This window comes from Pseudomonas oryzihabitans NBRC 102199 (assembly GCF_000730625.1).
GTDB classification, from domain to species: Bacteria; Pseudomonadota; Gammaproteobacteria; order Pseudomonadales; family Pseudomonadaceae; genus Chryseomonas; species Chryseomonas oryzihabitans.
Map to the genome: position 1 here is coordinate 19,531 of NZ_BBIT01000005.1, position 23,482 is coordinate 43,012.

Sequence of the window (23,482 nt, forward strand, 5' to 3'; positions counted from 1 at the left end):
AGGGGCGCCCTGAAAGGCGCCCCTTTTGCGTGCTAGCCCAGGCGGAAGCGGGTGGTGTTGGCCGTCAGGGTGCGACTGCCCGCCTCCAGACCTACCGCCGTGCTCTGCACCGTGCGCGCATTGCCGAGCAGATCGGCCGCGGCCCCATCGATCTGCTGGATATTGCCACTGACCTGGTCGGCGGTGACCGCCTGCTGTTCGGCGGCGGTGGCGATCTGCACCAGGGTGTCGGAGACGCCCTGCACCGACTCGGCGATCTCTTCCAGCCGCCGCCCCAGCCCGGTGATCGACTGGGCATCGCTGGCGGCCTGGCCGCAGGCCTCCTGCATCAGAGACACGGCCTGGGCCACGGTGCCGCTCAGGCTGCCAACGGTCCCGGCGATCTGCGCCGTGGAGGCCTGGGTGCGCTGCGACAGCGAACGTACCTCGTCGGCGACCACCGCGAAGCCCCTTCCCTGGTCACCGGCCCGGGCCGCCTCGATGGCGGCGTTGAGCGCCAGCAGGTTGGTCTGTTCGGCGATGCCGCGGATGACGTCCACCACCTGCTGGATCTGCCCGGCCTGGGCATTGACCTGGGCCATGGCCGCAGCTGTCTCGTCCAGGCGCTGGTTGAGGCGCTGGATGCTGGCGGTGGTCTGGCGACTGTCACTCTGGCTGGCCTCGGCGATGCCGCGCATCTGCTCGGCGCGCCCGGCGGCTTCTTCGCAACTCTGGGCCACGCCCTGGGCGGTGGCGGCCAGTTCGGTGGCGGCGGTGGCGATCTGGGTGATCTGCTGGCGCTGGGCTTCGACGGCGCCGAGCGCCGCCTCGGCCTGCTGACCCAGCTCCCCGGACGCCGTGCCCACCTGGCGACTCTCCTGCTCGACCGCCTGCAGACTGCCGCGCAGCTGCACCACGGCCAGGTCCAGGGCGCGGCCGATCTCGGCCAGTTCGTCCTGGCCAGTCACCTGGGCCGAACGGGTCAGGTCGCCGTCGCGCAGGCCTTCGGCCAGGGTGGTGATGCGCCGGGCGCTGCCACGAATGGCGGCCTGCATGCACAGCAGCAGGTAGCAGGTCACCACCAGCAGGAGACCGAAGCCGGCGGCGATGGCGGCAAAGCTGCGCACGGCATCGGCGCCATAGTATTGCAGCCGTTGGTCCAGGTTCTTCAGGGTCTGCTGGCGGAAGGTCTGCAGACCCTGCAGGACCCCGTCCAGGGTGGTTTCGAACTGCTCCGGCTTGAGCGTGATCTCGCCGCCGAACACTCCCTGATCGAGGGTCTTGAGACTGGCGTCCAGCTGGCTGCTGAGCTTCTGGTAATCATCCTTCCAGCCGGCCATGTCGGCGGGCAGCTTGTTGCCGAGCAGCACGGCGACCTTGGCCAGGCTCTCGCTGGAATCGCCGACGCGGGCGCGCAGGTCGCGCAACTGCAGGCGGCTCTGCAGGCTGAACTGGCCGGAGACCATACTGGCCTGACCAACGCTGGCCAGGCGGCCGAGGCGCTCGTACAACTCGACCGACTGGGTGGTGCCGATCTGCATCAGCAGGTAGGTTTCCATCCAGGGATCGAGGATGAGGCCGCTTTCCAGGGCGATCTCCTCGCGCAGCGCCTGCACGGCCCCCAGGGCGGCGGTGAATCTGTCGTAGCCATCCGGCCACCAGCCCAGGCTGCGCAGATCGCTGACCTCAAGCCCGGCGAGCGCCTGCTGCAGGGTCTTGAAGCGCGCCTGCACATCGGCGCTGGCCCCTTCGCTCTCCAGTTGCTGTCCGAGCTGGGCGAGCCGCTCGCGCCGACTGTCGTTGCGACTTTCCAGGGCGGCGATGGCGGCCTGCACGGCCGGCGTCTCCTGCCGACTGGTGTCGATCGCCTTCCAGCGCGCGGTCAGGTTGCGTCGGAGGGTGAGTTCTTCTTCCACGGCGTCGAGCCGTTGCAGCAGTCGCACGCCACTGCGCTCGCCACTGACAGTGGCCAGCTTGGCCTGGAAATCGGCGCCCAGCAGCCAGAGACTGACCGCCAGCGGCAGGATGAACAGCACCAGCAGCAGGGCGAACTTGCGGGCGAAGCCGAACTGGCTCAGCACGCGCATACCCGGTGACAACAAAACACTCATGTTCGACCACTCCTGTGCCAGCCACCGGCAAGCGTCGGCTATCCGTTGCGGATAGCTATAGGACGATTTGTCGGCAAACTAACGACTTTCTTGAAAGATAGGGCACAATCGCCGCCCTCCCGTATTCCCAGACCCGGTCCTGCACTCAGGCCCGGGCGTTGCCGTTAAAGGACCGTCCGCGTGGAACGCCTCAAAGCCAAGATTCGCAGCGAAGGCCAAGTACTCTCCGAGCAGGTGCTCAAGGTCGATGCCTTCCTCAACCACCAGATCGATCCGGCGCTGATGCGCGACATCGGTCAGGAGTTCGCCCGCCGCTTCGCCGACGCCGGCATCACCAAGATCGTGACCATCGAAGCCTCGGGGATCGCCCCGGCGGTGCTGACCGGACTGGAGCTGGGCGTGCCGGTGATCTTCGCCCGCAAGCACCAGTCGCTGACCCTGACCGACAACCTGCTGGTGGCCAGCGTCTATTCCTTTACCAAGCAGACGGAAAGTACGATCGCCGTTTCTACCATGCACCTTTCGTCCGACGATCGGGTGCTGATCATCGACGACTTCCTCGCCAACGGTAAGGCGGCCAAGGCGCTGATCTCCATCATCGGTCAGGCCGGGGCCCAGGTCGCAGGGCTAGGCATCGTCATCGAGAAGTCCTTCCAGGTCGGTCGCGCCGAACTCGACGCCCAGGGCTATCGCGTCGAATCCCTGGCCCGCGTCGCCTCCCTGGCCGACGGTCAGGTCACCTTCGCCGAGTAAGCCATGGCTCAGATACTGCGCATTCTCGGGGCCGATCTCGATCGCACCGAAACCTGGATCCGTTACGACAAGGCCATGTGCCTGGACTGCGTGTCCAGCTGCTGCACCCTGCCGGTGGAAGCCCGCCTGTCCGATCTGATCCGCATGGGCGTGGTGGACGAATTCGAGAAGGGCGAGCCGCTCAAGGACATCGCCAAGCGACTCAAGAAGGACGGCGTGGTCGAGCGCCTCAATGCCAAGACCGGGCTGTTCACCCTGGTGCGGCTGTCCAACAACGACTGCGTCTATCTGCATCCCAAGACGCGGCTGTGCACCATTTACGACCAGCGTCCGGAAACCTGCCGCAACCACCCAAGGGTCGGCCCGCGCCCGGGGTATTGCGCCTACAAGCCGCAGAAGCTGCGTTGAATCCCTGATCGCGGCCATGCCGGTGCGCCGTAGCGACCGCTCTGGCTTGGACTATCGCGGCCATGGGCCGCTCCTACAGAAGCCTCATCTCCTGTAGGAGCGGCCCATGGCCGCGATAAGACTTCCCGGCGGCCGAGCCTTTCAGGCGAGTCGCTCAGAAATCACCGCTCTCCATCGCCCTTTTCATATCCTCCCGCTCCTCCAGACATTCCGGGCCGGCCATGTCGAAGATCCGGCAGACCCAGGGCCGCACCTCGTAGATGCTGCAATTCATCTGCTCGCGATCCAGGGCGGCGCACCAGCCGTCGTCGAGGCGCTTCATGCGGGTACCGGTCCAGTCTTCCTCGATGTAGCGGGCGGGCACGCCGGCGTCGTCGAACAGCAGGACTTCCTGGCGGCAGCACCAGGCCTGACAGCTCTCGCAGGTCACGGTTGGGGTGGAAAGATCGTGCAGGGGGATGTCGCTCATGTGCGCAGTGTACCGCCCCCGACCGCCCAGCGGTTTCCGGCCGATGGCTGGAGCAGTTACCATGCGCGTCCCTGACGGTTGTAACCAGTTGTGACCATGCCCAAGCCCTCTTCTCGCGCAGGAGCCGCCATGACGGCCGCACCCCGCTATCGCTTCTATGTCGTGGTCGTCGTGCTGGTCCTGCTGACCTGCGTGGTCGCCGGCCGCATCACCTACCTCAAGCTGTTCGATGCCGCCTTCCTGGGTGACCAGGGCGATCGCCGCTCGGTGCGCCACATCGCCATTCCGGTGACCCGCGGCATGATCACCGACCGCAACGGCGCGCCCCTGGCGGTTTCCACCGAGGTGGTGACCATCTGGTGCAATCCGTCCGAGATGCAGGACAGCGCCGACCAGCTGGGGCGCCTGGCCCAGGCCATCCACAAACCGGAAGCCGAACTGCGCAACCTGATCCTCGGCCATCCGGAAAAGCACTTCCTCTACCTGGCGCGGGCCCTGTCGCCCATCGACGGCGAGAACATCATGGCCCTCGGCGTGCCCGGGGTGCGCCAGATCAAGGAGTACAAGCGCTACTACCCCAGCTCCGACCTGGTGGCCCAGGTGATCGGCATGGTCAACATCGACGGCCATGGCCAGGAGGGCCTGGAACTGGGCTTCGAAGACTGGCTGGCCGGTCGCGGCGGGGTGCGCGAGGTACTGATCAATCCGCGCGGCTCGGTGGTCAAGAACATCCGCGTGGTGCGCCAGCCGCAACCGAGCAAGGACGTGGCCCTGTCCATCGACCTGCGCCTGCAGTTCATCGCCTATCGCGCCCTGCAGACGGCGGTGGAGAAGTTCGGCGCCCAGTCCGGGTCGGCCGTGCTGGTCAATCCCAAGACCGGCCAGATCCTGGCGATGACCAACTTCCCCTCCTACAACCCCAACAACCGCGCCACCCTGCAGATCCCCAACATGCGCAACCGCACCCTGACCGACGCCTTCGAGCCCGGCTCGGTGATCAAGCCGTTCAGCATGTCGGTGGCCCTGGCCTCGGGCAAGTTCAACGAGAACAGCACCGTGGACGTAGCGCCGGGCTGGATGACCATCGACGGTCACACCATCCACGACGTGGCCAAGCGCGGCGTGCTGACCATGACCGGGGTGCTGCTCAACTCGTCCAACATCGGCATGAGCAAGGTGGCCCTGCAGATCGGCCCGCTGCCCATCTACGAACAGCTCAGCCGGGTCGGTTTCGGCAATCCCATGGCGCTGGGCTTTCCCGGCGAGAACGCCGGCTACCTGCCCGGCCACACCAAGTGGTCGCAGATCGCCACGGCCAGTATGTCCTTTGGCTACAGCCTGGCGGTCAACGTCGCCGAATTGGCCCAGGCCTATTCGGTGATCGCCAACGACGGCCTGCTGACCCCCCTGACCCTGCTTAAGGACCAGAAGCAGCAGAGCGTCCAGGCCATGGACCCAACCATCGCCCGGCGCCTGCGCGCCATGCTCAACCACGTGGTGGAAGACGAAGGCGGCGTGATCCGCGCCCGGGTGCCCGGCTATCACGTGGCTGGCAAGTCGGGGACCGCGCGCAAGGCCGGCTCCGGCAGCTACACCGAGCACGCCTATCGCTCGCTGTTCGTCGGCATGGCGCCGGCGGCCGATCCCAAGCTGGTGCTGGCGGTGATGCTGGATACCCCGACCAAGGAAGGCTACTTCGGTGGCCTGGTCTCGGCGCCGACCTTCAGCGAGATCATGTCCGGCGCCCTGCGCGCCCTGGCCGTGCCGCCGGACAACCTGCCCGACACCAATACCGCCCAGCAGGCCAAGACCGAACCGCATTCCCACGGTTGAGCGGCTGACGGAAACGAAAAAGGGCGACCCCAGGGTCGCCCTTTTTCTATGCCGCGTCCGCTCTCAGCGGTGCAGCACGTACTGACCGGTAAAGCGCACCCCGTCCTCGCCACTCTCGCTGACGATGCGCGACTGCAGGGTGATACGCGCACGACCGCGGCGGCGGAAGGTGGTCTCGAAGCGTTCCCAGGCGCGCGCCTCGGGCGGCTCGCCATAGGCAAGGGCATCGGTGGTGATGGGTCGCGGATAGCTGATCTGGCCTTCCTGGATGAGGATATGGCCTTCCTCGATGCCGGCTTCGCGCAGGCGCAGGTACAGCCAGCCCCAGCCGGCCAGCACGGCCACGCAATAGAGGCTGCCGCCGAACATGGTGCTGGCGTGGTTGATGTTGGCGTCCAGCGGGGCATGCAGCTGCAGGCGCTGCTCGCTCCAGTCGCGGACTTCCAGGCCCAGGGCCTTGGTGATGGGAATATCGTGGTGCAACAGGGATTCGAGATGACGGCAGTCGCGGCTCATGCCGGGGTCCTTACAGACAGAATTTCACTATCAGGAGCAGACGCAAGCCATGACCCATGGGTCACGTCCTGGCGCCATTGTGCACCAAGGAAGGCCGCTCCGGGGAAATGGCCGCTGGCAGGCGGAAGCGGAAGCGGGCGCCGCCCAGACTCGATTCGTCGATGGTCAGGCTGCTGCGATAGCCTTCGAGGATGTCCTGCACCACGGCCAGGCCGATGCCCTGCCCGGGGTGCCGGCTGTCCATGCGCATGCCGCGGCGCAGCACGCTCTCGCGGCGCTCGGCGGGAATCCCCGGGCCGTCGTCCTCGATGTCGAGGATCCAGTGCTCGGTGTGCCGGCGGGCACTGACCCGCACCTGGGTCAGGCAGAGCCGATAGGCGTTTTCCAGCAGGTTGCCGAACACCTCCAGCATGGCGGCTTCCTCGGCCTGCACCCGCAGATTCGGCGGCAGGTCCATGTCCGCCTGGACGCGTTTCTCGGCATAGACCTTGTCCAGGGTGCTGAACAGCGACTCCAGCAGCGGCGCCAGTTCCAGCGGCCGGCTGAGCACCGCGCCGCCCTGGCGCGTGGCCCGCTGCAGCTGGTACATCACCTGCTGGTTCATGCGCTCGATCTGGGTCTGCAGGGTGCCGACCTCCTGGTCCAGCTGCGGCCGGCGGCGCAATTCCTCGGTCACTCCCTGCAGCACCGCCAGCGGCGTCTTGAGGCTGTGGGCGAGATCGCCGAGGGTATCGCGATAGCGCTCGCGCTGCAGCCGTTCATGATCGAGCAGGCGGTTGAGCGAGCGGATCAGCCGGCTGATCTCGCTGGGCACGTTGTTTTCGTCGAGCAGCTCGCGCTGATCGGTCTCCACCGCATCGAGTTGCTGGCTGAGGCGGCGCAGCGGACGCAGGCTCCACTGCATGACCAGCGCCAGCAGCAGCAGCAGGGCGCCCAGCACCCCCACCAGCCAGAGGATCACCTGATGCAGGAAGGTGGCGCGCAGCCGCTCGTATTCCTCGGCCGGCTGCATGGTGACCACGCTGAAGCCCGCCACCGGCGGATTGCCCAGCAGCACCTCGCGATCGAAGACGAAGAAGCCCTGCCCCTGGTCGTCGGTGGCCTTGACCAGCTTGACCCCGCCGCCGTCGAAGGTCGGCTTGTAGTTGGGCCGCTCCTTGATCGCCGAGCGCGAGCGCCAGAGCAGGCGGCCGTTCTGGTCGTAGACATAGCCGAGGATCGGCGAGCCGGGTCGGTCGAAAACCTCTTCGGCGATCATCTCCGGCATCGCCAGCCGGCCGTCGATGGCGCGCGCCGCACCGATCAGGGTGTTGGCGTTGGCCTCCAGCCGCGCGGCGACGAAGTTTTCCACCGTGCGGTCGAAGGCGTTGCGGATCGCCGGCACGATCAGCGCCAGGCAGACGCTGACCAGCAGGGCCGCGCTGAGCAGCAGCCGCACGCGAAAGGAACGGATCACTGGCAGCGCTCGGTGAACAGGTAGCCGCGGCCCCGGACCGTTTCGATGGGTTGCATCTGGCAGCTGGCCTCCAGCTTGCGCCGCAGGCGGCCCACCAGCACCTCGATGACGTTGCTGTCGTGCTCGCCGTCATCGTCGTAGAGCTGCTCCATGAGCCGCTCCTTGGTGATCACCTGCTGGTGGTTGCGCATCAGGTATTCCAGCAGGCGGTATTCGTAGGCGGTCAGCTGCAGCGGCTGCTCTTCGTTGAAGGCCTGCTGGCGGCCCAGGTCGAGCTTGAGCGAACCGGCGCGGATGCTCGGCTGGACGAAACCCGCCGAACGGCGCAACAGCACGTTGAGACGCGCCTCCAGCTCTTCGAACTGGAAAGGCTTGACCACATAGTCGTCCGCCCCGGCGCCGAGCCCCTCGACCTTGTCCTGCCAGCTGCCGCGGGCGGTGAGGATGAGGATCGGCAGGGTAGCGCCCTGGTTGCGCAGCTGGCGGATCAGATCGAGACCGCTCATGCCGGGCAGGCCCAGGTCGATGATGGCGAGATCGTGATGGAATTCGCGGGCGCTGTAGAGCGCTTCTTCCGCATCGGCCACGGCATTGACGACATGACCGGCTTCACCCAGACGCACCTTGAGGTGGTGGCGCAGCAGGTTTTCGTCTTCGACGACGAGGATCTTCATGCAGACTCCTGAACAGCTAACGAGACGTTCTCTGGCCGCGACTGCGCCTGTCGCGTGCTTCGCGCAGCGGCGCCCTGGTGCCGATTATGGCGCCTGGAGCCGGCCGGCGGCGAGAGCGGGAAGGGAATGGCTGGGATCACTGACTTTGTTCCGGGCAAAAAAAACCTCTCCAGTTGGAGAGGTAAGGAGCACTTCATGGGGATCGGAAACTGCCGTTGGGGGACGGCTCCGTCGCGAGACGGCTACAGGGGACCAGAGCTGACTTGGTGACCCTGTAGTGGAGTTACAAGGATGAACATCGCCAGGTCGGGTCGAAGTGTCCGGACGATCTGCCGTAGCGGGAGCTGCGCTAGGGTGAACATATCCGGGCGACCTCGGCGTTGCTGATCTGACAGTTGCAGATTAGGCCAATGGCCCTGAACGCTGCCTGAACTCGTCCTGAACGCTAGCTGAACGGCCGCGAAGTGGCCCGAGAGCGACGGACGGTGGCCTCGGCCGATCCGCCGCCGGACGAGGCCTCAGGGCAGCTTGCCCAGGCACCCGCCCAGGGTGTCGGCCACGTTCTGCAGCAGCTGGGCATAGCTGCCGGCGTTGGCCGGGATGCGGGCGCCGAGGGGATCGAGTTCCACCAGGGTCACCGGCAGGCCGCTGCTCAGGGTAGTGGCGATCTTTGGCTGCAGCGGCGGCTCGGTGAAGACGCAGGTCGGCCCGGCGGCCTTGAGTTCGTCGCGCATGGCGGCCACGTGGCGGGCGCCGGGCTGGACGTCGGCGCCCAGGGCGAAGACGCCGCGATGGCTCAGGCCATAGGCTTCCTCGAAGTAGTCGAAGGCTTCGTGGAAGACGAAATAGGGCTTGCCGGCCAGCGGCGCCAGCTGGGTGCGCAGGGCCTGGTCCTTGGCGGCCAGTCCGCTTTCGAAGGCCTTGAGGTTGCTCGCATAGCGACTGGCGTTGGCCGGATCGGCCTGGCTCAGGTCGGCGGCCACGCGGGCGGCGATCACCCGGGCGTTGGCCGGGCTCAGCCAGAGGTGGGCATCCAGGCTGCCCGGACGATGATCGTGGTCGTGGGCGTATTCGGGCTCGCCGCCCTGCTCCTCGCCGTGCTCGTGCTCGTGCTCGTGCTCGTGCTCGTCGCCGTGATCGTCGTCATGGGCGTCCGCATGCTCGGCACCGAAGCGGCGCAGGTGCAAGCCAGGCAGCTCCTGGACGGCCAGGCTGGGGCCCTGGCGCTCCTTGAGCACCGCCGGCAGGAAGGCCTCCAGATCCGGGCCGATCCAGTAGACCAGCCGGGCCTCGCGCACCTGGCGCAGGTCCGAGGGCCGCAGGGCGTAGTGGTGCGGCGAGGCACCCGGCGGCAGCAGCACGGCGGGCTGGCCGGCGCCGTCCTGGATGGCGGCGGCGATCAGTTGCAGGGGTTTGATGCTGGTGAGCACCTTCACCTCGGCCTGGGCGGGCAGCAGGGTGCAGGCGAGCAGCAGGGAGGCGACGAGGGGTAGGAGGCGCGGCACGTGAAAATCCCGATTCTTAAGAGAGGTGCAATATAATAACGTCCTGGCTCCCAAGGTACTGTTTCATGACCGACGCCCCCCTGGCCTTTCGGCCCCACGATCATTCGCGCTGCGTCGCCCACGCGCTGGCCGAGGCCGACGCCCTCTGCAGCCGCGCCGGCGTGCGCCTCACCGAGCTGCGCAAGCGGGTGCTGGAGCTGGTCTGGCAAAGCCACAAGCCGCTCGGCGCCTACGACATCCTGGCCGTGCTCAGCGAGCAGGACGGCCGCCGCGCTGCCCCGCCCACCGTCTACCGGGCGCTGGATTTCCTGGTCGAGAACGGCCTGGTGCACCGCATCGCCTCCCTCAACGCCTTCGTCGGTTGCAACCATCCCGGCGAGGCCCACCAGGGCCAGTTCCTGATCTGCCGCAGCTGCCAGGTGAGCATCGAGCTGGAACAGCCGGCCGTGCACCAGGCGATCCTCGACGGCGCCAGCGCCGTGGGCTTCCAGGTCGAAGGCCAGACCGTGGAAGTGGTCGGTCAGTGCGCCGCCTGCCGGAAGCAGGCATGAGCGAGGCGCTGATCCGGCTGCAGGAGGTCGGCGTGACCTTTGCCGGCCAGCCGGTGCTCGAGCAGGTCAGCCTGACCCTGGATCCCGGCCGCATCGTCACCCTCATCGGCCCCAATGGCGCCGGCAAGACCACCCTGGTGCGCAGCGTGCTCGGGCTGCTGACGCCCGATCGCGGCAGCGTCTGGCGTCGCCCGCGGCTGCGCATCGGCTACATGCCGCAGAAGCTGCAGGTGGATGCCACCCTGCCGCTGTCGGTGCTGCGCTTCCTGCGCCTGGTGCCGGGCGTGAATCGCGCCAGTGCCCTGGCCGCCCTCGGCGAAGTGGGCGCCGAAGGCGTCATCGACAGCCCTCTGCAGAGTATTTCCGGCGGCGAGTTGCAGCGGGTGCTGCTGGCCCGCGCCCTGCTCCGTCAGCCCGAGCTGCTGGTGCTCGACGAACCCGTGCAAGGCGTCGACATCAATGGCCAGAGCGAGCTGTACCGGCTGATCGGCCAGTTGCGCGAGCGCCATGGCTGCGGCGTGCTGATGGTGTCCCACGACCTGCACCTGGTGATGGGCGCCACCGACCAGGTGATCTGCCTGAATCGGCACATCTGCTGCTCGGGCCATCCCGAGCAGGTCAGCGGCGATCCAGCCTATCAGGCGCTGTTCGGCCAGAGCGCGCGCAACCTGGCGGTCTATCACCACCACCACGATCACGCCCACGACCTGCATGGCGGCGTGGTCAAGACCCCGCATGTCCATGGAGCCCACTGCAAGCATGGCTGATTTTCTGCTGTATGCCCTGCTCGCCGGTCTCGCCCTCGCCCTCGTCGCCGGTCCCCTCGGCTCCTTCGTGGTCTGGCGGCGCATGGCCTATTTCGGCGATACCCTGTCCCATGCCGCCCTGCTCGGAGTCGCCGTGGGCTTCTTGCTGGATGTCAGCCCGACCCTGACCGTCACCGTCGGCTGCCTGGCCCTCGCCGTGGTGCTGGTGGTGCTGCAGCGTCGTCGGGGGCTGGCCGCCGACACCCTGCTCGGCATCCTCGCCCACAGCACCCTGTCACTGGGGCTGGTGGCGCTGTCGTTCATGCACGAGGTGCGCATCGACCTGATGAGCTACCTGTTCGGCGATCTGCTGGCGGTGGGTCCCGGCGATCTGCGCTGGATCCTTGGCGGCAGCGCCCTGGTGCTGGTCGCCCTGGCCTGCCTGTGGCGGCCGCTGCTGGCCATCACCGTGCACGAGGAACTGGCCCAGGTCGAAGGCCTGCCGGTGACCTGGATCCGCCTGGCGCTGATGCTGCTGGTGGCCATCGTCATCGCCGTGGCCATGAAGATCGTCGGGGTGCTGCTGATCACCTCGCTGCTGATCATTCCCGCCGCCACCGCCCAGCGTCACGCCCGCAGCCCCGAGCAGATGGCCTGTGGCGCCAGCCTGCTGGGCATGGCCGCGGTGTGCCTGGGGCTGACGCTGTCCTGGTACCAGGACACCCCGGCCGGCCCCTCGGTGGTGGTGGCCGCCGCCGGGATGTTCCTGCTGGGCTATCTGCTGCCCCGCCGCGCCTAGGCGCTCTAGCGCGGCGCCTGCCAGACCGCCTGGCTGACGTCCACCGCCCGGGGGATCAGCCCCTGGCCCTTGAAGATGTCGGCGGTCTGCTGCTGGGTGGCGATGATCGCCGGCGTCAGCGCCGTCGCACCATAACCGGTACGCGCCTGCCAGGTGGCGATCACCGCTTCCGGCAGTCCGATCTGCTCGGCCAGGATGCGTGTCACCTCCGGCTTGTGGGTATTGGCCCAGGCACCAGCCTTGGCCAGTTCCGCCAGCAGCAGGCGGATCGCCTCGGGATGGGCGTCGGCGAAGCGGCGGGAGCCCTCATAGAAGCTGTTGGCGTGCAGCAGTCCTTTGTAGTCGGCGAGCACGCGCACCGGCTGGCTCTGCTGGATGGCCGCAAGATAGGGGTCCCAGACCACCCAGGCGTCCACCGACCCATTGACGAAGGCGGCGCGGGCATCCGCGGGCGGCAGATACACCGGCTGGATGTCCTTGAAGCTCAGCCCGGCTTTTTCCAGGGCGGCGACCAGCAGGAAGTTGGCGCTCGATCCCTTCTGCACCGCCACCTTCCTGCCCCTGAGGCCGGCGACGTCGCGGATCGGCGAGGCGGTTGGCACCAGGATGGCCTCCACCGCCTCGCTGGCCGGTTCGGCGCCCAGGTAGACCAGGTCGATCCCGGCCGCCTGGGCGAAGATCGGCGGTGGCGAGCCGGTATAGCCGACGTCGATGCTGCCGGCATTGAGCGCCTCCAGCAGTTGCGGCCCGGCCTGGAATTCGCGCCAGCTCACCTGGTAGCCCTGGGCGCCCAGGGCCTGCTCCAGGGTACCCTGGGCCTTGAGCACGGCCAGCAGACCTCCGCCTTTCTGATAGCCGATGCGCAGCGCCTGGTCGGCGGCCTGGACCGGGGCGAGCATCCCGAGCGCCAGCAACAGAACGGCGCCCCGCGCCAGCCAGCGTCGAAGAGAGGAGCGAAACATGGCGACCTTCCTTATATTCCATTTGGAAAGGTCAGCCTGGCCTATCTAGACCCGAATGTTTAATACATTTCTCTGCTAAGGCTATGCCCGGCCAGGCAGCGAGGGCCAGCCAAGGTCCGATTGACGCTGGCCCCAGGATCGCGCCACCCTGCGCCAGCGGCGACCACCGGGGTCGCCGACCCTATCGGAGCCTGCCATGCCTTTTCTGATCGAGACCTTCGACAAGCCGGACAGCCTGGCCCTGCGCCAGCAGCATCGCCCGGCCCACCTGGACTTCCTGCGCGAGAACGCCGCCGCGCTGCTGGCCTGCGGCGCCAAGCTCAGCGACGACGGCGAGACCGCCACCGGCAGCGTCTACATCGTCGATGTGGAAACCCGAGCCGAAGCCGAAGCCTTCATCGCCCGCGATCCCTTCACCAGTGCCGGACTGCCGGGCGAGGTGCGCATCACCCGCTGGCGAAAGGCGATTCTGGACGGCAAGGCGTTCGTCTAGGTGCTCTCCAGGGCGGCCTGACCGGCCGCCTCCGCCCTACCGCGAATTGGCTTAAGAATCCCTTAAACCTGGCAAAATGCCACCTTAATCAACGCCGTTCGCAGCCGTTGCAAGTTCACACTTCTAGGAATCGCTTCACAGAAAAGTGATGCAGCGCAAGAAAAGCCCGAGTTTTCCCGGCGCTACCGCAAGGAAGCTAACGAACTAGCCTAAGCTCACCGGGCTCAGATGATCTGATGCGCCGACATCCTTTCCCACTCCTGTGGAAACGCTGTCTCGCTTAGCTAGTACAGAGGACTCAGCATGACCAAGACCACGCCTGAAAAGGATCTGCGCATCGAGACGATTCGCGGACTGGCGCTGTTTCTGATGGTAGCGGGCCATGTCATCGGCAGTTCGTCGACCCTGGGCATGAAGGTGCCCGACGACTCCGTGCTGCGCTATCTCTACGACTCTCTCGTCTATGTCCGGATGCCGCTGTTCACCGCCATCTCCGGCTACGTCTATGCCTTGCGCCCGGTGAATACCGGCAGCGACCTGTCGCGCTTCTACCAGGGCAAGTTCAAACGCATCGGGATTCCCCTGCTGGTGGTGTCGACGCTGTTCTTCGCCCTGCAGATGGCCGTGCCCAACACCAACTACAAGCCGCAGCTGACCGACATCTTCAGCATTTACTTCTTCAGCTATGCGCACTTCTGGTTCCTGCAGTCGATCTTCTGCATCTTCGTGGTGATCGCCCTGCTGGAGAAGGCCGGCCTGCTGCTGACCTTGCGCAACTTCGGCCTGGTGTTCGCCGTGGCCCTGGCGGCGTCCTTCGCCTGGGAGAGCTTCCCGGACCTGTTCAGCCTCTACAAGGCGGTGCAGCTGTTCCCCTTCTTCCTCCTGGGCTTAGGTCTCTACCGCTTCGGCGCGCAACTCATCACCCAGCGCAACGTCACCACCATGGCCGTGGCCCTGGCGATCCTGGTGATCATCGACCAGGCGTATCTGTTCGAACTGGTGGATCTCGACGAGACCGACATGGCCGTGGTCGGCACCGCCCTGGGCCTGGCCGCCATCAGCCTGCTGATCGCCCGCCGCTTCTACTTCAAGCCGCTGGCCTGGCTGGGTTATTTCTCCTTCGAGATCTACCTGTTCCACGTCTTCGGCACCGCCGGTGCCCGCATCGTGCTGAACAAGCTGCAGGTTCACGACGTCTGGGTGGTCTTTACCGTCAGCATGGTCATGGGCCTGTTCCTGCCGGTGGCGCTCAAGCTGGTGCTGGAACGGATCAGTCCGCTGCACTTCCTCAGCGTGGCCTTCTTTGGCGCCAAGACCCGGGTCAACCGGGCCACGCCGCCGCTGCAGAAGAAAGCCACCGCCTAGGCGCCCGGCTCGGACGACCCGCCATAAAAAACCCACGCCTTGGCGTGGGTTTTTCATTATCTGGCGGATCAGTCGACGCTGAGCACGACCCGACCCCGGGTGGGGCACTGCTCCATGCAGCGGTGGGCCTCGACGAATTGCTCGAAGGGAAAGACCTGCTTGATCTGCGCCTTGAGCAGGCGATCGCGGGTCAGCTGGTCGATGTGCTGCAGGGCCTCGCGCACCGCGGCGCAATCCGCCTCCAGACCCATCTCCGGCTGGCCGGTGAAGTCCTGGACGCAGTGGATGTACAGCTTGAATTTCTTCTTGAAGGCCGCGCAGGCCGGCAGCGGGGTCTGGTTGCCGCCATTGAGGCCGTAGAGCAACAGCCGCCCGCGGGGCGCCATGGCCTCGCCGAGCAGCGCCAGTTGCGGACCGCCCAGAGCATCCAGGGCCACGTGCACGCCGACACCGTCGGTGATGCTGGCGATGCGGCTGACCAGATCCTCTTCCTCGGCGGCGATGACCCTTTCCGCGCCCAGTTCGCGCAGGTAGTCACGGTCGCCGGCGTCATGGGTGCTGGCGATGACCCGAGCACCCAGGGCCTTGGCCAGCTGGATGGAGGCTGGACCGCAGCAGCGACTGGCATCGGTGATCAGCACCCATTCGCCCGGTTGCAGGCGAGCCTGGTGCATCAGCGCGGTATAGACGGTGAGCAGCGGGTTGTAGTGCACCGCGGCTTCCACCGGGGTGAGCACGTCCGGGTAGCGCACCAGCGAGGTGGCCGGATAGACCAGGTCATCGCCATAGGCCGGATAGCGATTGATGTCGTGACCCAGGAAGCTGGCCACGCGATCGCCCACCGCCAGGTCGGCCACGCCTTCGCCCAGGGCGGTGACCACGCCGGCCAGCTCGCAGCCGAGACCGGCCGGCGGCACGGCCTGCTCGGGGGCCAGATTCTGCCGCCAGAGCACGTCGTACCAGCTCACGCCAATGGCCTGGACCCGCACCAGCACCTCGCCTGGCCCCGCCATGGGCGTGGGCCGGTCGATGCAGGCGAGCACCTCCGGCGGGCCGAATTCGGTGAACTGGATCAGGCGGGACATGGCATTACCTCGCGTTGATGCCAACCCCGGGACGTGTGCCGAGGCGGACTGCTATGACTAGGACTCTAACCAGCCTTCCCTTAGGATTCTATGCATCCCCATCGATAATGGACATCGGGGGTATCGATCCACTCCCTGCCGGGGCCCGAATGAACCGTACCGATCTGCGTCGCGTCGACCTCAACCTGCTCATCGTGTTCGAGACCCTGATGCTCGAGCGCAGCGTCACCCGTGCCGCGGAAAAGCTGTTTCTCGGCCAGCCGGCGATCAGCGCGGCCCTGGCACGGCTGCGCACCCTGTTCGACGATCCGCTGTTCGTCCGCACCGGGCGCAGCATGGAGCCCACGCCGCGGGCCCAGGAGATCGCCGCCCTGCTGTCGCCGGCACTGGACCAGATCTCCAGCGCGGTGAGCCGGACCCAGAGTTTCGAGCCGGCCAGCGCCGACCGGGTCTTTCGCGTCGGCCTCTCCGACGACGTCGAATTCGCCCTGCTGCCACCGCTGCTCAGGCGCATCCGCATCGAGGCGCCGGGCACCACCCTGGTGGTGCGCCGGATGAACTACCTGACCGCCGCCGGCATGCTGGCCTCCGGCGAGATCACCGTGGCGGTGGGCTATACCGAGGAGCTGCCGGCCAACGCCAAGCGCCGACCGGTGCGCCGCTTCGGCTTCAAGGTGCTGCGCGCAGACAGCAAACCCGGTCGCCTGACCCTGGACGAATACTGCGCGCGGCCCCATGCCCTGGTGTCCTATGCCGGCGATCTCACCGGCTATATCGACGAACTCCTCGACAAGCTCGGCCGCCAGCGCCGGGTGGTGCTGGCGGTACCCCAGTTCAACGGCCTGGGGTCGCTGCTGGCGGAAACCGATCTGCTGGTGATGGTGCCGGACTACACCGCGCGCCTGCTGGCCAGCACCGGTGGCCTGAGGTACGAAGACCCGCCAGAAGAGCTGCGCGACGGCAGCCATGAATTGCCCATGGCCTGGAGCGGCGCCCAGGATCACGACCCCGGCGAGCGCTGGCTGAGGTCGCGCATCCAGATGTTCATTGGCGATCCGGACAGTCTTTAACGCTTGCCCGTGTCGGGCTCCTGATCGCCGCGAGGCGTCCGACGCTCAGGGATGACGGCGCCCTCGGTACCGTCCGCACCCTTGGCGCCGGGAACGCCGCCAGGTCCGGCGGCACCGCCCTGGCCCCCGCTGCCGCCCTTGCCCGGTAGCGCGCCGCTACCGCCTGCGCCACCCGCACCGCCGGCTCCTCCGTTGCCGGCCAGGAGCAGGTATTCGGAATGGGCGGGCACAGGCGTCGGCAAGAACGGCTGGGCGACCGTTGCCGCGCTGGCCAGCAGCGCGGTGATCAGTACCAAGGTGTGGCGGGATAGCGACATCGTCATCCTCCTGCAGCGGGGGTCTCGACCGGAGCCTGGCGACCACCGCGGCGCGCTTGGGCAAGGACAGGGTCTGCAGCCAGCCACTCTAGCCCAGGGCGGACGCCGAGCTGAAGGGCTCTAGATCGCCGCTCTACGCTCAGCGCCATCACCGCCAGCGATACCTACAGCAAAACCATCACCGTCATCGATAAATAAGTTCGAGCCCTTCAATTCGTCGCCGTCCCTGCCCGGCGGCAGACTCGCCTCCCTGACCTCTTTCCACCTCGGGCGGACTCGAACATGGATCTCTTCGCGAAAACCCTCGGCCCCCTGGCCCTGACCTCCACGCTGTTCCTTGCCGCCTGCGGCGATTCCCATCCCCAGGCCAGCGCGGCACCGCCTGCGCCCAAGGTGAGCGCCGCCGAGGTGCTGCGCCAGCCGGTGGTGGAATGGGACGAGGTGACCGGCCGCCTGGAAGCGCCCGAGTCCGTGGTGGTGCGTCCCCGCGTCTCCGGCTATGTCGACCGCGTGCTCTTCCACGAGGGTGCCCGGGTCAAGCGCGGCGACCTGCTGCTGCAGATCGATCCGCGCCCCTTCCAGGCCGAGGTCAAGCGCCTCGAAGCCGAGCTGCAACAGGCCCGCGCCAACGCCAGTCGCACCGCCGACGAAGCCGCCCGTGGCGAACGCCTGCGCAGCAGCAACGCCATCTCCGCGGAAATCGTCGAGGCCCGCCGCAGCGCCGCCCAGGAAGCCAAGGCCAGCGTCGCTGCCGCCCAGGCGCAACTGGACGCCGCGCGCCTGAATCTGGGCTTCACCGAGGTCCGCGCCGCCATCGACGGGCGTGTCGGCCGTGCCGAGGTCACCGCCGGCAACCTGGTCAACGCCGGAGACACCCGCCTCACCACCCTGGTCTCCACCGACAAGGTCTATGCCTATTTCGACGCCGACGAGCGCGTCTTCCTCAAGCAGCAGGCCCTCGCCCGCCAGGGTCAGCGCGGCGCGGCCAGCCCGGTCTACCTGGCGCTGTCCAACGAAGACGACTTCTCCCACGAAGGCCACATGGACTTCATGGACAACCAGCTCGATCCGCGCACCGGCACCATCCACGGTCGCGCCGTGTTCGACAACGCCGACGGCCGCTTCACCCCGGGGCTCTATGCCCGGCTACGGCTGGTGGGCAGCGGCACCTACGAAGGCACCCTGATCCAGGACGCCGCCGTGGGCACCGACCTGGGCAAGAAATTCGTGCTGGTGGTGGACGGCCAGAGCAAGACGGCCTATCGCAACGTCGACCTGGGTCCGCGCCTGGAAGGCCTGCGCATCGTGCGCAAGGGCCTGGAAGCCGGCGATCGCATCGTGGTCAATGGCCTGCAGCGGGTGCGTCCGGGCATGACCGTCGACGCCCAGTCGGTGCCCATGGCCGATGCCACCACTCTGGCCGCCCTCAAGCGCCAGCGCGACGCCGTCCTCGCCAGCCTGCCGGCGCCCACCCAGCCGCTCAAGGTGGGTAGTCGCTAACCGACGCCGTATCCCGCTTCCCAGATCCGATCGACAACGCGACCTCAGAGGTCGCTCCTGCCTCCACCGGGAGGCGGGAGCGACCCCGTGTGGCTGCGTTCTGTACGCCTCCTTGCCAGGACATTTCCGATGAACTTCTCCCAGTTCTTCATCCGCCGGCCGATCTTCGCCGCCGTGCTCTCGCTGATCATCCTGATCGGCGGGGCCATCTCGCTGTTCCAGTTGCCGATCAGCGAATACCCCGAGGTCGTCCCGCCCACCGTGGTGGTGCGCGCCACCTTCCCCGGCGCCAACCCCAAGGTGATCGGCGAGACCGTCGCCGCGCCCCTGGAGCAGGCCATGAACGGCGTGGAGCACATGCTCTACCTGTCGTCCCAGTCCACCGCCGACGGCAAGCTGACCCTGACCATCACCTTCGCCCTGGGGACCAATCTGGATACCGCCCAGGTGCAGGTGCAGAATCGCGTCACCCGCACCCTGCCCAAGCTGCCGGAAGAGGTGCAGCGCCTCGGCGTGACCGCCGACAAGGCTTCGCCGGACCTGGCGATGGTGGTGCACCTGACCTCGCCGGATCAGCGCTACGACATGCTCTATCTGTCCAACTACGCCCTGATCAACGTCAAGGACGAGCTGGCGCGGCTGGACGGCGTGGGCGACGTCCAGCTGTTCGGCATGGGCGACTATTCCCTGCGCGTCTGGCTCGATCCGGACAAGGTGGCCTCGCGCGGCCTGACCGCCAGCGACGTGGTCACCGCCATCCGCGAGCAGAATCGCCAGGTCGCCGCCGGTGCCCTCGGCGCGCCGCCGGCCCCGGGCAGCACCAGCTTCCAGCTGGCCATCAACACCCAGGGCCGCCTGGTGGACGAGGAAGAATTCGCCAACATCATCGTGCGCGCCGGCAGCGACGGCCAGATCACCCGGCTGCGCGACATCGCCCGCATCGAACTGGGGTCCAACCAGTACGCCTTGAGGTCCCTGCTGAACAACCAGCCGGCGGTGGCCATCCCGATCTTCCAGCGCCCCGGCAGCAACGCCATCGACCTGTCCAACCAGGTGCGCGCCAAGATGGCCGAGCTCAAGCAGAGCTTCCCCCAGGGCATGGACTACGAGATCGTCTACGACCCGACCATCTTCGTACGCGGCTCCATCGAAGCCGTGGTGCACACCCTGTTCGAAGCCATCATCCTGGTGGTGCTGGTGGTGATCCTGTTCCTGCAGACCTGGCGCGCCTCCATCATTCCCTTGGCGGCGGTGCCGGTGTCGCTGATCGGCACCTTCGCGGTGATGCACGCCTTCGGCTTCTCGCTCAATGCGCTGTCCTTGTTCGGCCTGGTGCTGGCCATCGGCATCGTGGTGGACGACGCCATCGTGGTGGTGGAAAACGTCGAGCGCAACATCGGCCTCGGCCTCGATCCGGTGGCCGCCACCCGCCGTGCCATGGGCGAGGTGACCGGGCCCATCATCGCCACCGCCCTGGTGCTCTGCGCGGTGTTCGTGCCGACCGCCTTCATCTCCGGTCTCACCGGGCAGTTCTATCGCCAGTTCGCCCTGACCATCGCCATCTCCACGGTGATCTCGGCCTTCAATTCCCTGACCCTGTCGCCGGCCCTGGCCGCGGTGCTGCTCAAGGGTCACGACGCACCCAAGGACCGTTTCTCGCGACTGCTCGACCGGCTGTTCGGCGGCTGGCTGTTCGCCCCCTTCAACCGCTTCTTCGAGAAAGCCAGCCACGGCTACGTCGGCGCCGTGCGCCGGGTACTGCGCGGCGGCTCCATCGTGCTGGTGCTCTATGTGGTGCTGCTCGGCCTGACCGGCCTGGGCCTGGTGAAGACGCCGACCGGCTTCGTGCCGCCCCAGGACAAGCAGTACCTGGTGGCCTTCGCCCAGTTGCCCGATGCCGCCACCCTGGATCGCAGCGAAGAGGTCATCCGCCGCATGTCGGCCATCGCCCTCAAGCATCCGGGCGTGGAAAGCACCGTGGCCTTCCCCGGCCTGTCCATCAACGGCTTCACCAACAGCCCCAACAGCGGCATCGTCTTCGTGACCCTGAAGCCCTTCGAGGAGCGCCGTGATCCCTCGTTGTCCGCCGGTGCCATCGCCGCCCAGCTGAACGGCGAATTCGCCGCCATCCAGGAATCCATCATCGCCATCTTCCCGCCGCCGCCGGTGCAGGGACTGGGCAGCATCGGCGGCTTCCGCCTGCAGGTGGAGGACCGCGGCAACCTGGGTTACGAAGAACTCTACGCCCAGACCCAGAGCGTGCTGGCCAAAGCCCGGCAGCTGCCGGAACTGGCGCCGGAGTCGCTGTTCACCAGCTACCAGGTCAACGTGCCGCAGATCGATGCCCACATCGACCGCGAGAAGGCCAAGACCCACGGGGTGCCCATCGACGCCATCTTCGACACCCTGCAGGCCTACCTGGGCTCGGTCTACGCCAACGACTTCAACCGCTTCGGCCGTACCTTCCAGGTCAACGTCCAGGCCGACCAGCGCTTCCGCCTGGAACCCGAGCAGATCGGCCAGCTCAAGGTGCGCAACGACCGCGGCGAGATGGTGCCCCTGTCCACCTTCGTCAAGGTCAGCGACACCGCCGGTCCCGACCGGGTGATGCACTACAACGGCTTCCTCACCGCCGAGATCAACGGCGCGCCGGCGCCGGGCTACAGCTCCGGCCAGGCCCAGGCGGCCATCGAGGGGCTGCTCAAGCAGGAATTGCCCAACGGCATGACCTTCGAATGGACCGAGCTGACCTACCAGCAGATCCTCTCCGGCAATACCGCCCTGCTGGTGTTCCCGCTCTGCGTGCTGCTGGCCTTCCTGGTGCTGGCCGCCCAGTACGAGAGCTGGAGCCTGCCGCTGGCGGTGATCCTGATCGTGCCCATGACCCTGCTCTCGGCCATCACCGGGGTGATCCTGGCCGGCAGCGACAACAACATCTTCACCCAGATCGGCCTGATCGTGCTGGTGGGCCTGGCGTGCAAGAACGCCATCCTCATCGTCGAGTTCGCCAAGGACCAGCAGGCCACCGGCAAGGACCGCGTCGCCGCGGTGCTGGAGGCCTGCCGCCTGCGCCTGCGGCCCATCCTGATGACCAGCTTCGCCTTCATCATGGGTGTGGTACCCCTGGTGACCTCCACCGGCGCCGGCGCCGAGATGCGCCACGCCATGGGCGTCGCGGTGTTTTCCGGGATGCTCGGGGTGACCTTCTTCGGTCTGCTGCTCACGCCGCTCTTCTATGTGCTGGTACGCGCCTTCGTGGAGCGTCGCCAGGCTCGCTCCGCCGTTGCCCAGGAGGCCCAGGCATGAAGGCTTTCGCTCCCCTGCTGCTGGCGCTGGCGGTCTCCGCCTGCGCCGTCGGCCCGCACTACCAGGCGCCTGAGCAGGCACCCGTCCAGCTCAAGGCCAGCCAGCAGCCCAGCGCCTACGACCAGGGCCGCTTCGAGGCGCTCTGGTGGCGCCAGTTCGAGGACCCGACCCTCAACGCCCTGGTGGCCAGCAGCCTGGACGGCAACCGCGAATTGCGCGCCGCCTTCGCCCGGCTGCGCGCCGCCCGCGCCCTGCGCGACGACGACGCCAACGACCTCTATCCGACGATCACCAGCCGTGCCAGCAGCCAGCTCGGCAAGGCCCAGCAACCCGGTTTCACCGAGGAACGGGTCAACAGCGACCGCTACGACCTGGGTCTGGACATGGCCTGGGAGCTGGACCTGTTCGGTCGGGTCCGCCATGCCCTGGAAGCCAGCGATGCCCGCGCCGAGGCCGCGGCGTCGGATCTCGCCGCGCTGCAGGTCAGCCTGATCGCCGAGCTGGTGGATGCCTATGGCGATCTGCGCGGCGCCCAGCTGCGCGAACGCATCGCCCGCGACAACCTCGGCAACCAGCGCGAAGCGCGCCGCCTGACCGTGACCCTGAGGGACGAAGGCATGGGCAGTGACCTGGACGTGCAGCGCAGCGAAGCGCGGCTGGCGGCCACCGAAGCCAGCCTGCCGGAATTCCAGGCCCAGGCCACGCGCGCGCGCAATCGCATCGCCACCCTGCTCGGCCAGCGCCCGGATGCCCTCAGCGTGGATCTCTCACCCAAGGCCCTGCCGGCCATCGCCAAGCGCCTGCCCATCGGCGATCCCGGCGAATTGCTGCGCCGCCGGCCGGACGTGGCCGCCGCCGAACGCCGGCTGGCCGCCGCCACCGCCGACGTGGGCGTGGCCACCGCCGATCTCTTCCCGCGGGTCAGCCTCTCGGGCTTTCTCGGCTTCACCGCCGGGCGCGGTTCGCAGATCGGCAGCAGCGCCGCCCGTGCCTGGGGACTCGGCCCGAGCATCACCTGGCCGGCCTTCGACCTGGGCAGCGTCCGCGCCCGCTTGCGCGGCGCCCGCGCCGGCTCCGAAGAAGCCCTGGCCAACTACGAGCAGCAGGTGCTGACCGCCCTGGAAGAGAGCGCCAACGCCTTCAGCGACTACGGCCGTCGCCAGGAGCGCCTGCAGGCGCTGATCCGCCAGTCGGTGGCCAGCCGCGCCGCCGCCGACCAGGCCGAGATCCGCTACCGCGAAGGGGGCACCGACTTCCTGGTGCTGCTCGACGCCCAGCGCGAACGCCTGGCCGCCGAGGACCAGCAGGCCCAGGGCGAGATCGAGCTCTATCGCGGCATCGTCGCCCTCTACAAGGCCCTGGGTGGCGGCTGGGACGTGCAACCCGCGCGTCTCGCCCAGGGCAACGCTTCCCCCGCGCCGGCGCTCTGACGCCGGCGCTTACCCCCCGGCACGCGTGTTCCCCTGCTCCTTTGGCGTGTCGGTTTTTTTCTTCCCCCCGCCCCGCTGCGACGCCCCTGGCACCGCAGCGGGGCACCCCCTGCCCGGCGACGCGAGCAAAAGCCCGTTGCAGAGGTCTCAAAGA

At 67.5% G+C, this 23,482-nt stretch carries 21 protein-coding genes; 12 read left to right on the plus strand and 9 right to left on the minus strand.

Annotated features, from left to right (window positions below; genetic code table 11):
* Positions 1-32 precede the first annotated feature (32 nt).
* Positions 33-2,090 (minus strand): methyl-accepting chemotaxis protein, encoded by a 2,058-nt coding sequence (locus tag POR01S_RS06380; RefSeq protein WP_042134635.1) that lies wholly within the window; start codon positions 2,088-2,090, stop codon positions 33-35.
* Positions 2,091-2,270: 180 nt separating this feature from the next.
* Here POR01S_RS06380 and POR01S_RS06385 point away from each other — a divergent pair, with 180 nt between their 5' ends.
* Together POR01S_RS06385 and POR01S_RS06390 are read left to right on the plus strand one after the other, a co-directional pair.
* The gene (locus tag POR01S_RS06385; protein ID WP_027597415.1) at positions 2,271-2,843 is read left to right on the plus strand and encodes a xanthine phosphoribosyltransferase; all 573 of its coding nucleotides are present in this window, start codon (positions 2,271-2,273) and stop codon (positions 2,841-2,843) included.
* Positions 2,844-2,846: 3 nt separating this feature from the next.
* Positions 2,847-3,251: a YkgJ family cysteine cluster protein gene (locus POR01S_RS06390; RefSeq protein ID WP_027600650.1), complete on the plus strand. Its 405-nt coding sequence runs from the start codon at positions 2,847-2,849 to the stop codon at positions 3,249-3,251.
* A 154-nt stretch (positions 3,252-3,405) separates the two neighbouring features.
* Here the strand turns inward: POR01S_RS06390 and POR01S_RS06395 are convergent, their stop codons facing one another.
* Positions 3,406-3,720: a YkgJ family cysteine cluster protein gene (locus POR01S_RS06395; RefSeq protein WP_027597413.1), complete on the minus strand. Its 315-nt coding sequence runs from the start codon at positions 3,718-3,720 to the stop codon at positions 3,406-3,408.
* A 129-nt stretch (positions 3,721-3,849) separates the two neighbouring features.
* Between POR01S_RS06395 and POR01S_RS06400 the strand changes: the two genes are divergently transcribed.
* Positions 3,850-5,553 carry a peptidoglycan D,D-transpeptidase FtsI family protein gene (locus POR01S_RS06400; RefSeq protein ID WP_027597412.1) on the plus strand — a complete coding sequence of 568 codons (1,704 nt, stop codon included), beginning with the start codon at positions 3,850-3,852 and terminating at the stop codon, positions 5,551-5,553.
* A gap of 63 nt (positions 5,554-5,616) precedes the next feature.
* On the opposite strand, the gene POR01S_RS06405 is transcribed toward POR01S_RS06400, so the two are convergent.
* From POR01S_RS06405 to znuA, 4 genes are all read right to left on the minus strand, one after another.
* Entirely contained in the window at positions 5,617-6,069 is a 453-nt protein-coding gene (locus POR01S_RS06405; RefSeq protein ID WP_007159880.1) for a thioesterase domain-containing protein, read from the minus strand.
* A gap of 61 nt (positions 6,070-6,130) precedes the next feature.
* Positions 6,131-7,525 carry an ATP-binding protein gene (locus POR01S_RS06410; RefSeq protein WP_042134637.1) on the minus strand — a complete coding sequence of 465 codons (1,395 nt, stop codon included), beginning with the start codon at positions 7,523-7,525 and terminating at the stop codon, positions 6,131-6,133.
* Complete coding sequence (locus tag POR01S_RS06415; RefSeq protein WP_007159882.1) at positions 7,522-8,199, minus strand: response regulator transcription factor; 678 nt, start codon at positions 8,197-8,199, stop codon at positions 7,522-7,524. Before POR01S_RS06415 ends, POR01S_RS06410 begins: the two co-directional genes overlap by 4 nt.
* 518 nt (positions 8,200-8,717) lie before the next feature.
* Positions 8,718-9,704 carry a zinc ABC transporter substrate-binding protein ZnuA gene (gene znuA, locus POR01S_RS06420; protein ID WP_042134640.1) on the minus strand — a complete coding sequence of 329 codons (987 nt, stop codon included), beginning with the start codon at positions 9,702-9,704 and terminating at the stop codon, positions 8,718-8,720.
* 65 nt (positions 9,705-9,769) lie between these two features.
* On the opposite strand from znuA, the gene POR01S_RS06425 reads away from it, so the two are divergent.
* From POR01S_RS06425 to znuB, 3 genes are read left to right on the plus strand one after another with little or no spacing between them, the layout of a single operon-like run.
* Positions 9,770-10,255: a Fur family transcriptional regulator gene (locus tag POR01S_RS06425; RefSeq protein WP_027597410.1), complete on the plus strand. Its 486-nt coding sequence runs from the start codon at positions 9,770-9,772 to the stop codon at positions 10,253-10,255.
* Positions 10,252-11,022, plus strand: coding sequence for a zinc ABC transporter ATP-binding protein ZnuC (gene znuC / locus POR01S_RS06430; RefSeq protein ID WP_027597409.1), 771 nt, complete (start codon positions 10,252-10,254; stop codon positions 11,020-11,022). The genes POR01S_RS06425 and znuC overlap by 4 nt, the downstream gene beginning before the upstream one ends.
* Entirely contained in the window at positions 11,015-11,800 is a 786-nt protein-coding gene (gene znuB / locus POR01S_RS06435; protein WP_017642327.1) for a zinc ABC transporter permease subunit ZnuB, read from the plus strand. The genes znuC and znuB overlap by 8 nt, the downstream gene beginning before the upstream one ends.
* A gap of 5 nt (positions 11,801-11,805) precedes the next feature.
* Here the strand turns inward: znuB and POR01S_RS06440 are convergent, their stop codons facing one another.
* The gene (locus tag POR01S_RS06440; RefSeq protein ID WP_042134643.1) at positions 11,806-12,762 is read right to left on the minus strand and encodes a sulfonate ABC transporter substrate-binding protein; all 957 of its coding nucleotides are present in this window, start codon (positions 12,760-12,762) and stop codon (positions 11,806-11,808) included.
* Between the two features lie 196 nt (positions 12,763-12,958).
* On the opposite strand from POR01S_RS06440, the gene POR01S_RS06445 reads away from it, so the two are divergent.
* Both POR01S_RS06445 and POR01S_RS06450 read left to right on the plus strand, forming a co-directional pair.
* The gene (locus tag POR01S_RS06445; protein WP_027600646.1) at positions 12,959-13,255 is read left to right on the plus strand and encodes a YciI family protein; all 297 of its coding nucleotides are present in this window, start codon (positions 12,959-12,961) and stop codon (positions 13,253-13,255) included.
* Positions 13,256-13,558: 303 nt separating this feature from the next.
* Complete coding sequence (locus POR01S_RS06450) at positions 13,559-14,620, plus strand: acyltransferase family protein (protein WP_042134646.1); 1,062 nt, start codon at positions 13,559-13,561, stop codon at positions 14,618-14,620.
* A gap of 68 nt (positions 14,621-14,688) precedes the next feature.
* Here the strand turns inward: POR01S_RS06450 and POR01S_RS06455 are convergent, their stop codons facing one another.
* Positions 14,689-15,705: a zinc-dependent alcohol dehydrogenase family protein gene (locus POR01S_RS06455; RefSeq protein ID WP_027600644.1), complete on the minus strand. Its 1,017-nt coding sequence runs from the start codon at positions 15,703-15,705 to the stop codon at positions 14,689-14,691.
* Between the two features lie 149 nt (positions 15,706-15,854).
* On the opposite strand from POR01S_RS06455, the gene POR01S_RS06460 reads away from it, so the two are divergent.
* Positions 15,855-16,775, plus strand: a complete 921-nt coding sequence (locus POR01S_RS06460; RefSeq protein WP_027597405.1) for a LysR family transcriptional regulator — start codon at positions 15,855-15,857, stop codon at positions 16,773-16,775.
* On the opposite strand, the gene POR01S_RS23900 is transcribed toward POR01S_RS06460, so the two are convergent.
* A complete protein-coding gene (locus tag POR01S_RS23900; protein ID WP_042134649.1) occupies positions 16,772-17,092 on the minus strand; it encodes a hypothetical protein in 321 nt (106 codons plus the stop codon). The genes POR01S_RS06460 and POR01S_RS23900 overlap by 4 nt on opposite strands.
* 282 nt (positions 17,093-17,374) lie before the next feature.
* On the opposite strand from POR01S_RS23900, the gene POR01S_RS06470 reads away from it, so the two are divergent.
* From POR01S_RS06470 to POR01S_RS06480, 3 genes are all read left to right on the plus strand, one after another.
* Positions 17,375-18,592, plus strand: a complete 1,218-nt coding sequence (locus POR01S_RS06470; protein WP_042134650.1) for an efflux RND transporter periplasmic adaptor subunit — start codon at positions 17,375-17,377, stop codon at positions 18,590-18,592.
* A 129-nt stretch (positions 18,593-18,721) separates the two neighbouring features.
* Positions 18,722-21,898 carry an efflux RND transporter permease subunit gene (locus POR01S_RS06475; protein ID WP_027597403.1) on the plus strand — a complete coding sequence of 1,059 codons (3,177 nt, stop codon included), beginning with the start codon at positions 18,722-18,724 and terminating at the stop codon, positions 21,896-21,898.
* A complete protein-coding gene (locus tag POR01S_RS06480) occupies positions 21,895-23,328 on the plus strand; it encodes an efflux transporter outer membrane subunit (RefSeq protein ID WP_042134653.1) in 1,434 nt (477 codons plus the stop codon). Before POR01S_RS06475 ends, POR01S_RS06480 begins: the two co-directional genes overlap by 4 nt.
* Positions 23,329-23,482 lie beyond the last annotated feature (154 nt).

Excerpts from the sequence above, each read along its gene's own strand:
- POR01S_RS06455 (WP_027600644.1), bottom strand. The coding sequence starts at position 15,705 with ATGTCCCGCCTGATCCAGTTCACCGAATTCGGCCCGCCGGAGGTGCTC.
- POR01S_RS06440 (WP_042134643.1), bottom strand. The coding sequence starts at position 12,762 with ATGTTTCGCTCCTCTCTTCGACGCTGGCTGGCGCGGGGCGCCGTTCTG.
- POR01S_RS06425 (WP_027597410.1), top strand. The coding sequence starts at position 9,770 with ATGACCGACGCCCCCCTGGCCTTTCGGCCCCACGATCATTCGCGCTGC.
- POR01S_RS06395 (WP_027597413.1), bottom strand. The coding sequence starts at position 3,720 with ATGAGCGACATCCCCCTGCACGATCTTTCCACCCCAACCGTGACCTGC.
- POR01S_RS06470 (WP_042134650.1), top strand. The coding sequence starts at position 17,375 with ATGGATCTCTTCGCGAAAACCCTCGGCCCCCTGGCCCTGACCTCCACG.
- POR01S_RS06400 (WP_027597412.1), top strand. The coding sequence starts at position 3,850 with ATGACGGCCGCACCCCGCTATCGCTTCTATGTCGTGGTCGTCGTGCTG.
- POR01S_RS06445 (WP_027600646.1), top strand. The coding sequence starts at position 12,959 with ATGCCTTTTCTGATCGAGACCTTCGACAAGCCGGACAGCCTGGCCCTG.
- POR01S_RS06405 (WP_007159880.1), bottom strand. The coding sequence starts at position 6,069 with ATGAGCCGCGACTGCCGTCATCTCGAATCCCTGTTGCACCACGATATT.
- znuB (WP_017642327.1), top strand. The coding sequence starts at position 11,015 with ATGGCTGATTTTCTGCTGTATGCCCTGCTCGCCGGTCTCGCCCTCGCC.
- POR01S_RS06450 (WP_042134646.1), top strand. The coding sequence starts at position 13,559 with ATGACCAAGACCACGCCTGAAAAGGATCTGCGCATCGAGACGATTCGC.
- znuC (WP_027597409.1), top strand. The coding sequence starts at position 10,252 with ATGAGCGAGGCGCTGATCCGGCTGCAGGAGGTCGGCGTGACCTTTGCC.
- POR01S_RS23900 (WP_042134649.1), bottom strand. The coding sequence starts at position 17,092 with ATGTCGCTATCCCGCCACACCTTGGTACTGATCACCGCGCTGCTGGCC.
- POR01S_RS06415 (WP_007159882.1), bottom strand. The coding sequence starts at position 8,199 with ATGAAGATCCTCGTCGTCGAAGACGAAAACCTGCTGCGCCACCACCTC.
- POR01S_RS06380 (WP_042134635.1), bottom strand. The coding sequence starts at position 2,090 with ATGAGTGTTTTGTTGTCACCGGGTATGCGCGTGCTGAGCCAGTTCGGC.
- POR01S_RS06460 (WP_027597405.1), top strand. The coding sequence starts at position 15,855 with ATGAACCGTACCGATCTGCGTCGCGTCGACCTCAACCTGCTCATCGTG.
- POR01S_RS06475 (WP_027597403.1), top strand. The coding sequence starts at position 18,722 with ATGAACTTCTCCCAGTTCTTCATCCGCCGGCCGATCTTCGCCGCCGTG.
- POR01S_RS06480 (WP_042134653.1), top strand. The coding sequence starts at position 21,895 with ATGAAGGCTTTCGCTCCCCTGCTGCTGGCGCTGGCGGTCTCCGCCTGC.
- POR01S_RS06390 (WP_027600650.1), top strand. The coding sequence starts at position 2,847 with ATGGCTCAGATACTGCGCATTCTCGGGGCCGATCTCGATCGCACCGAA.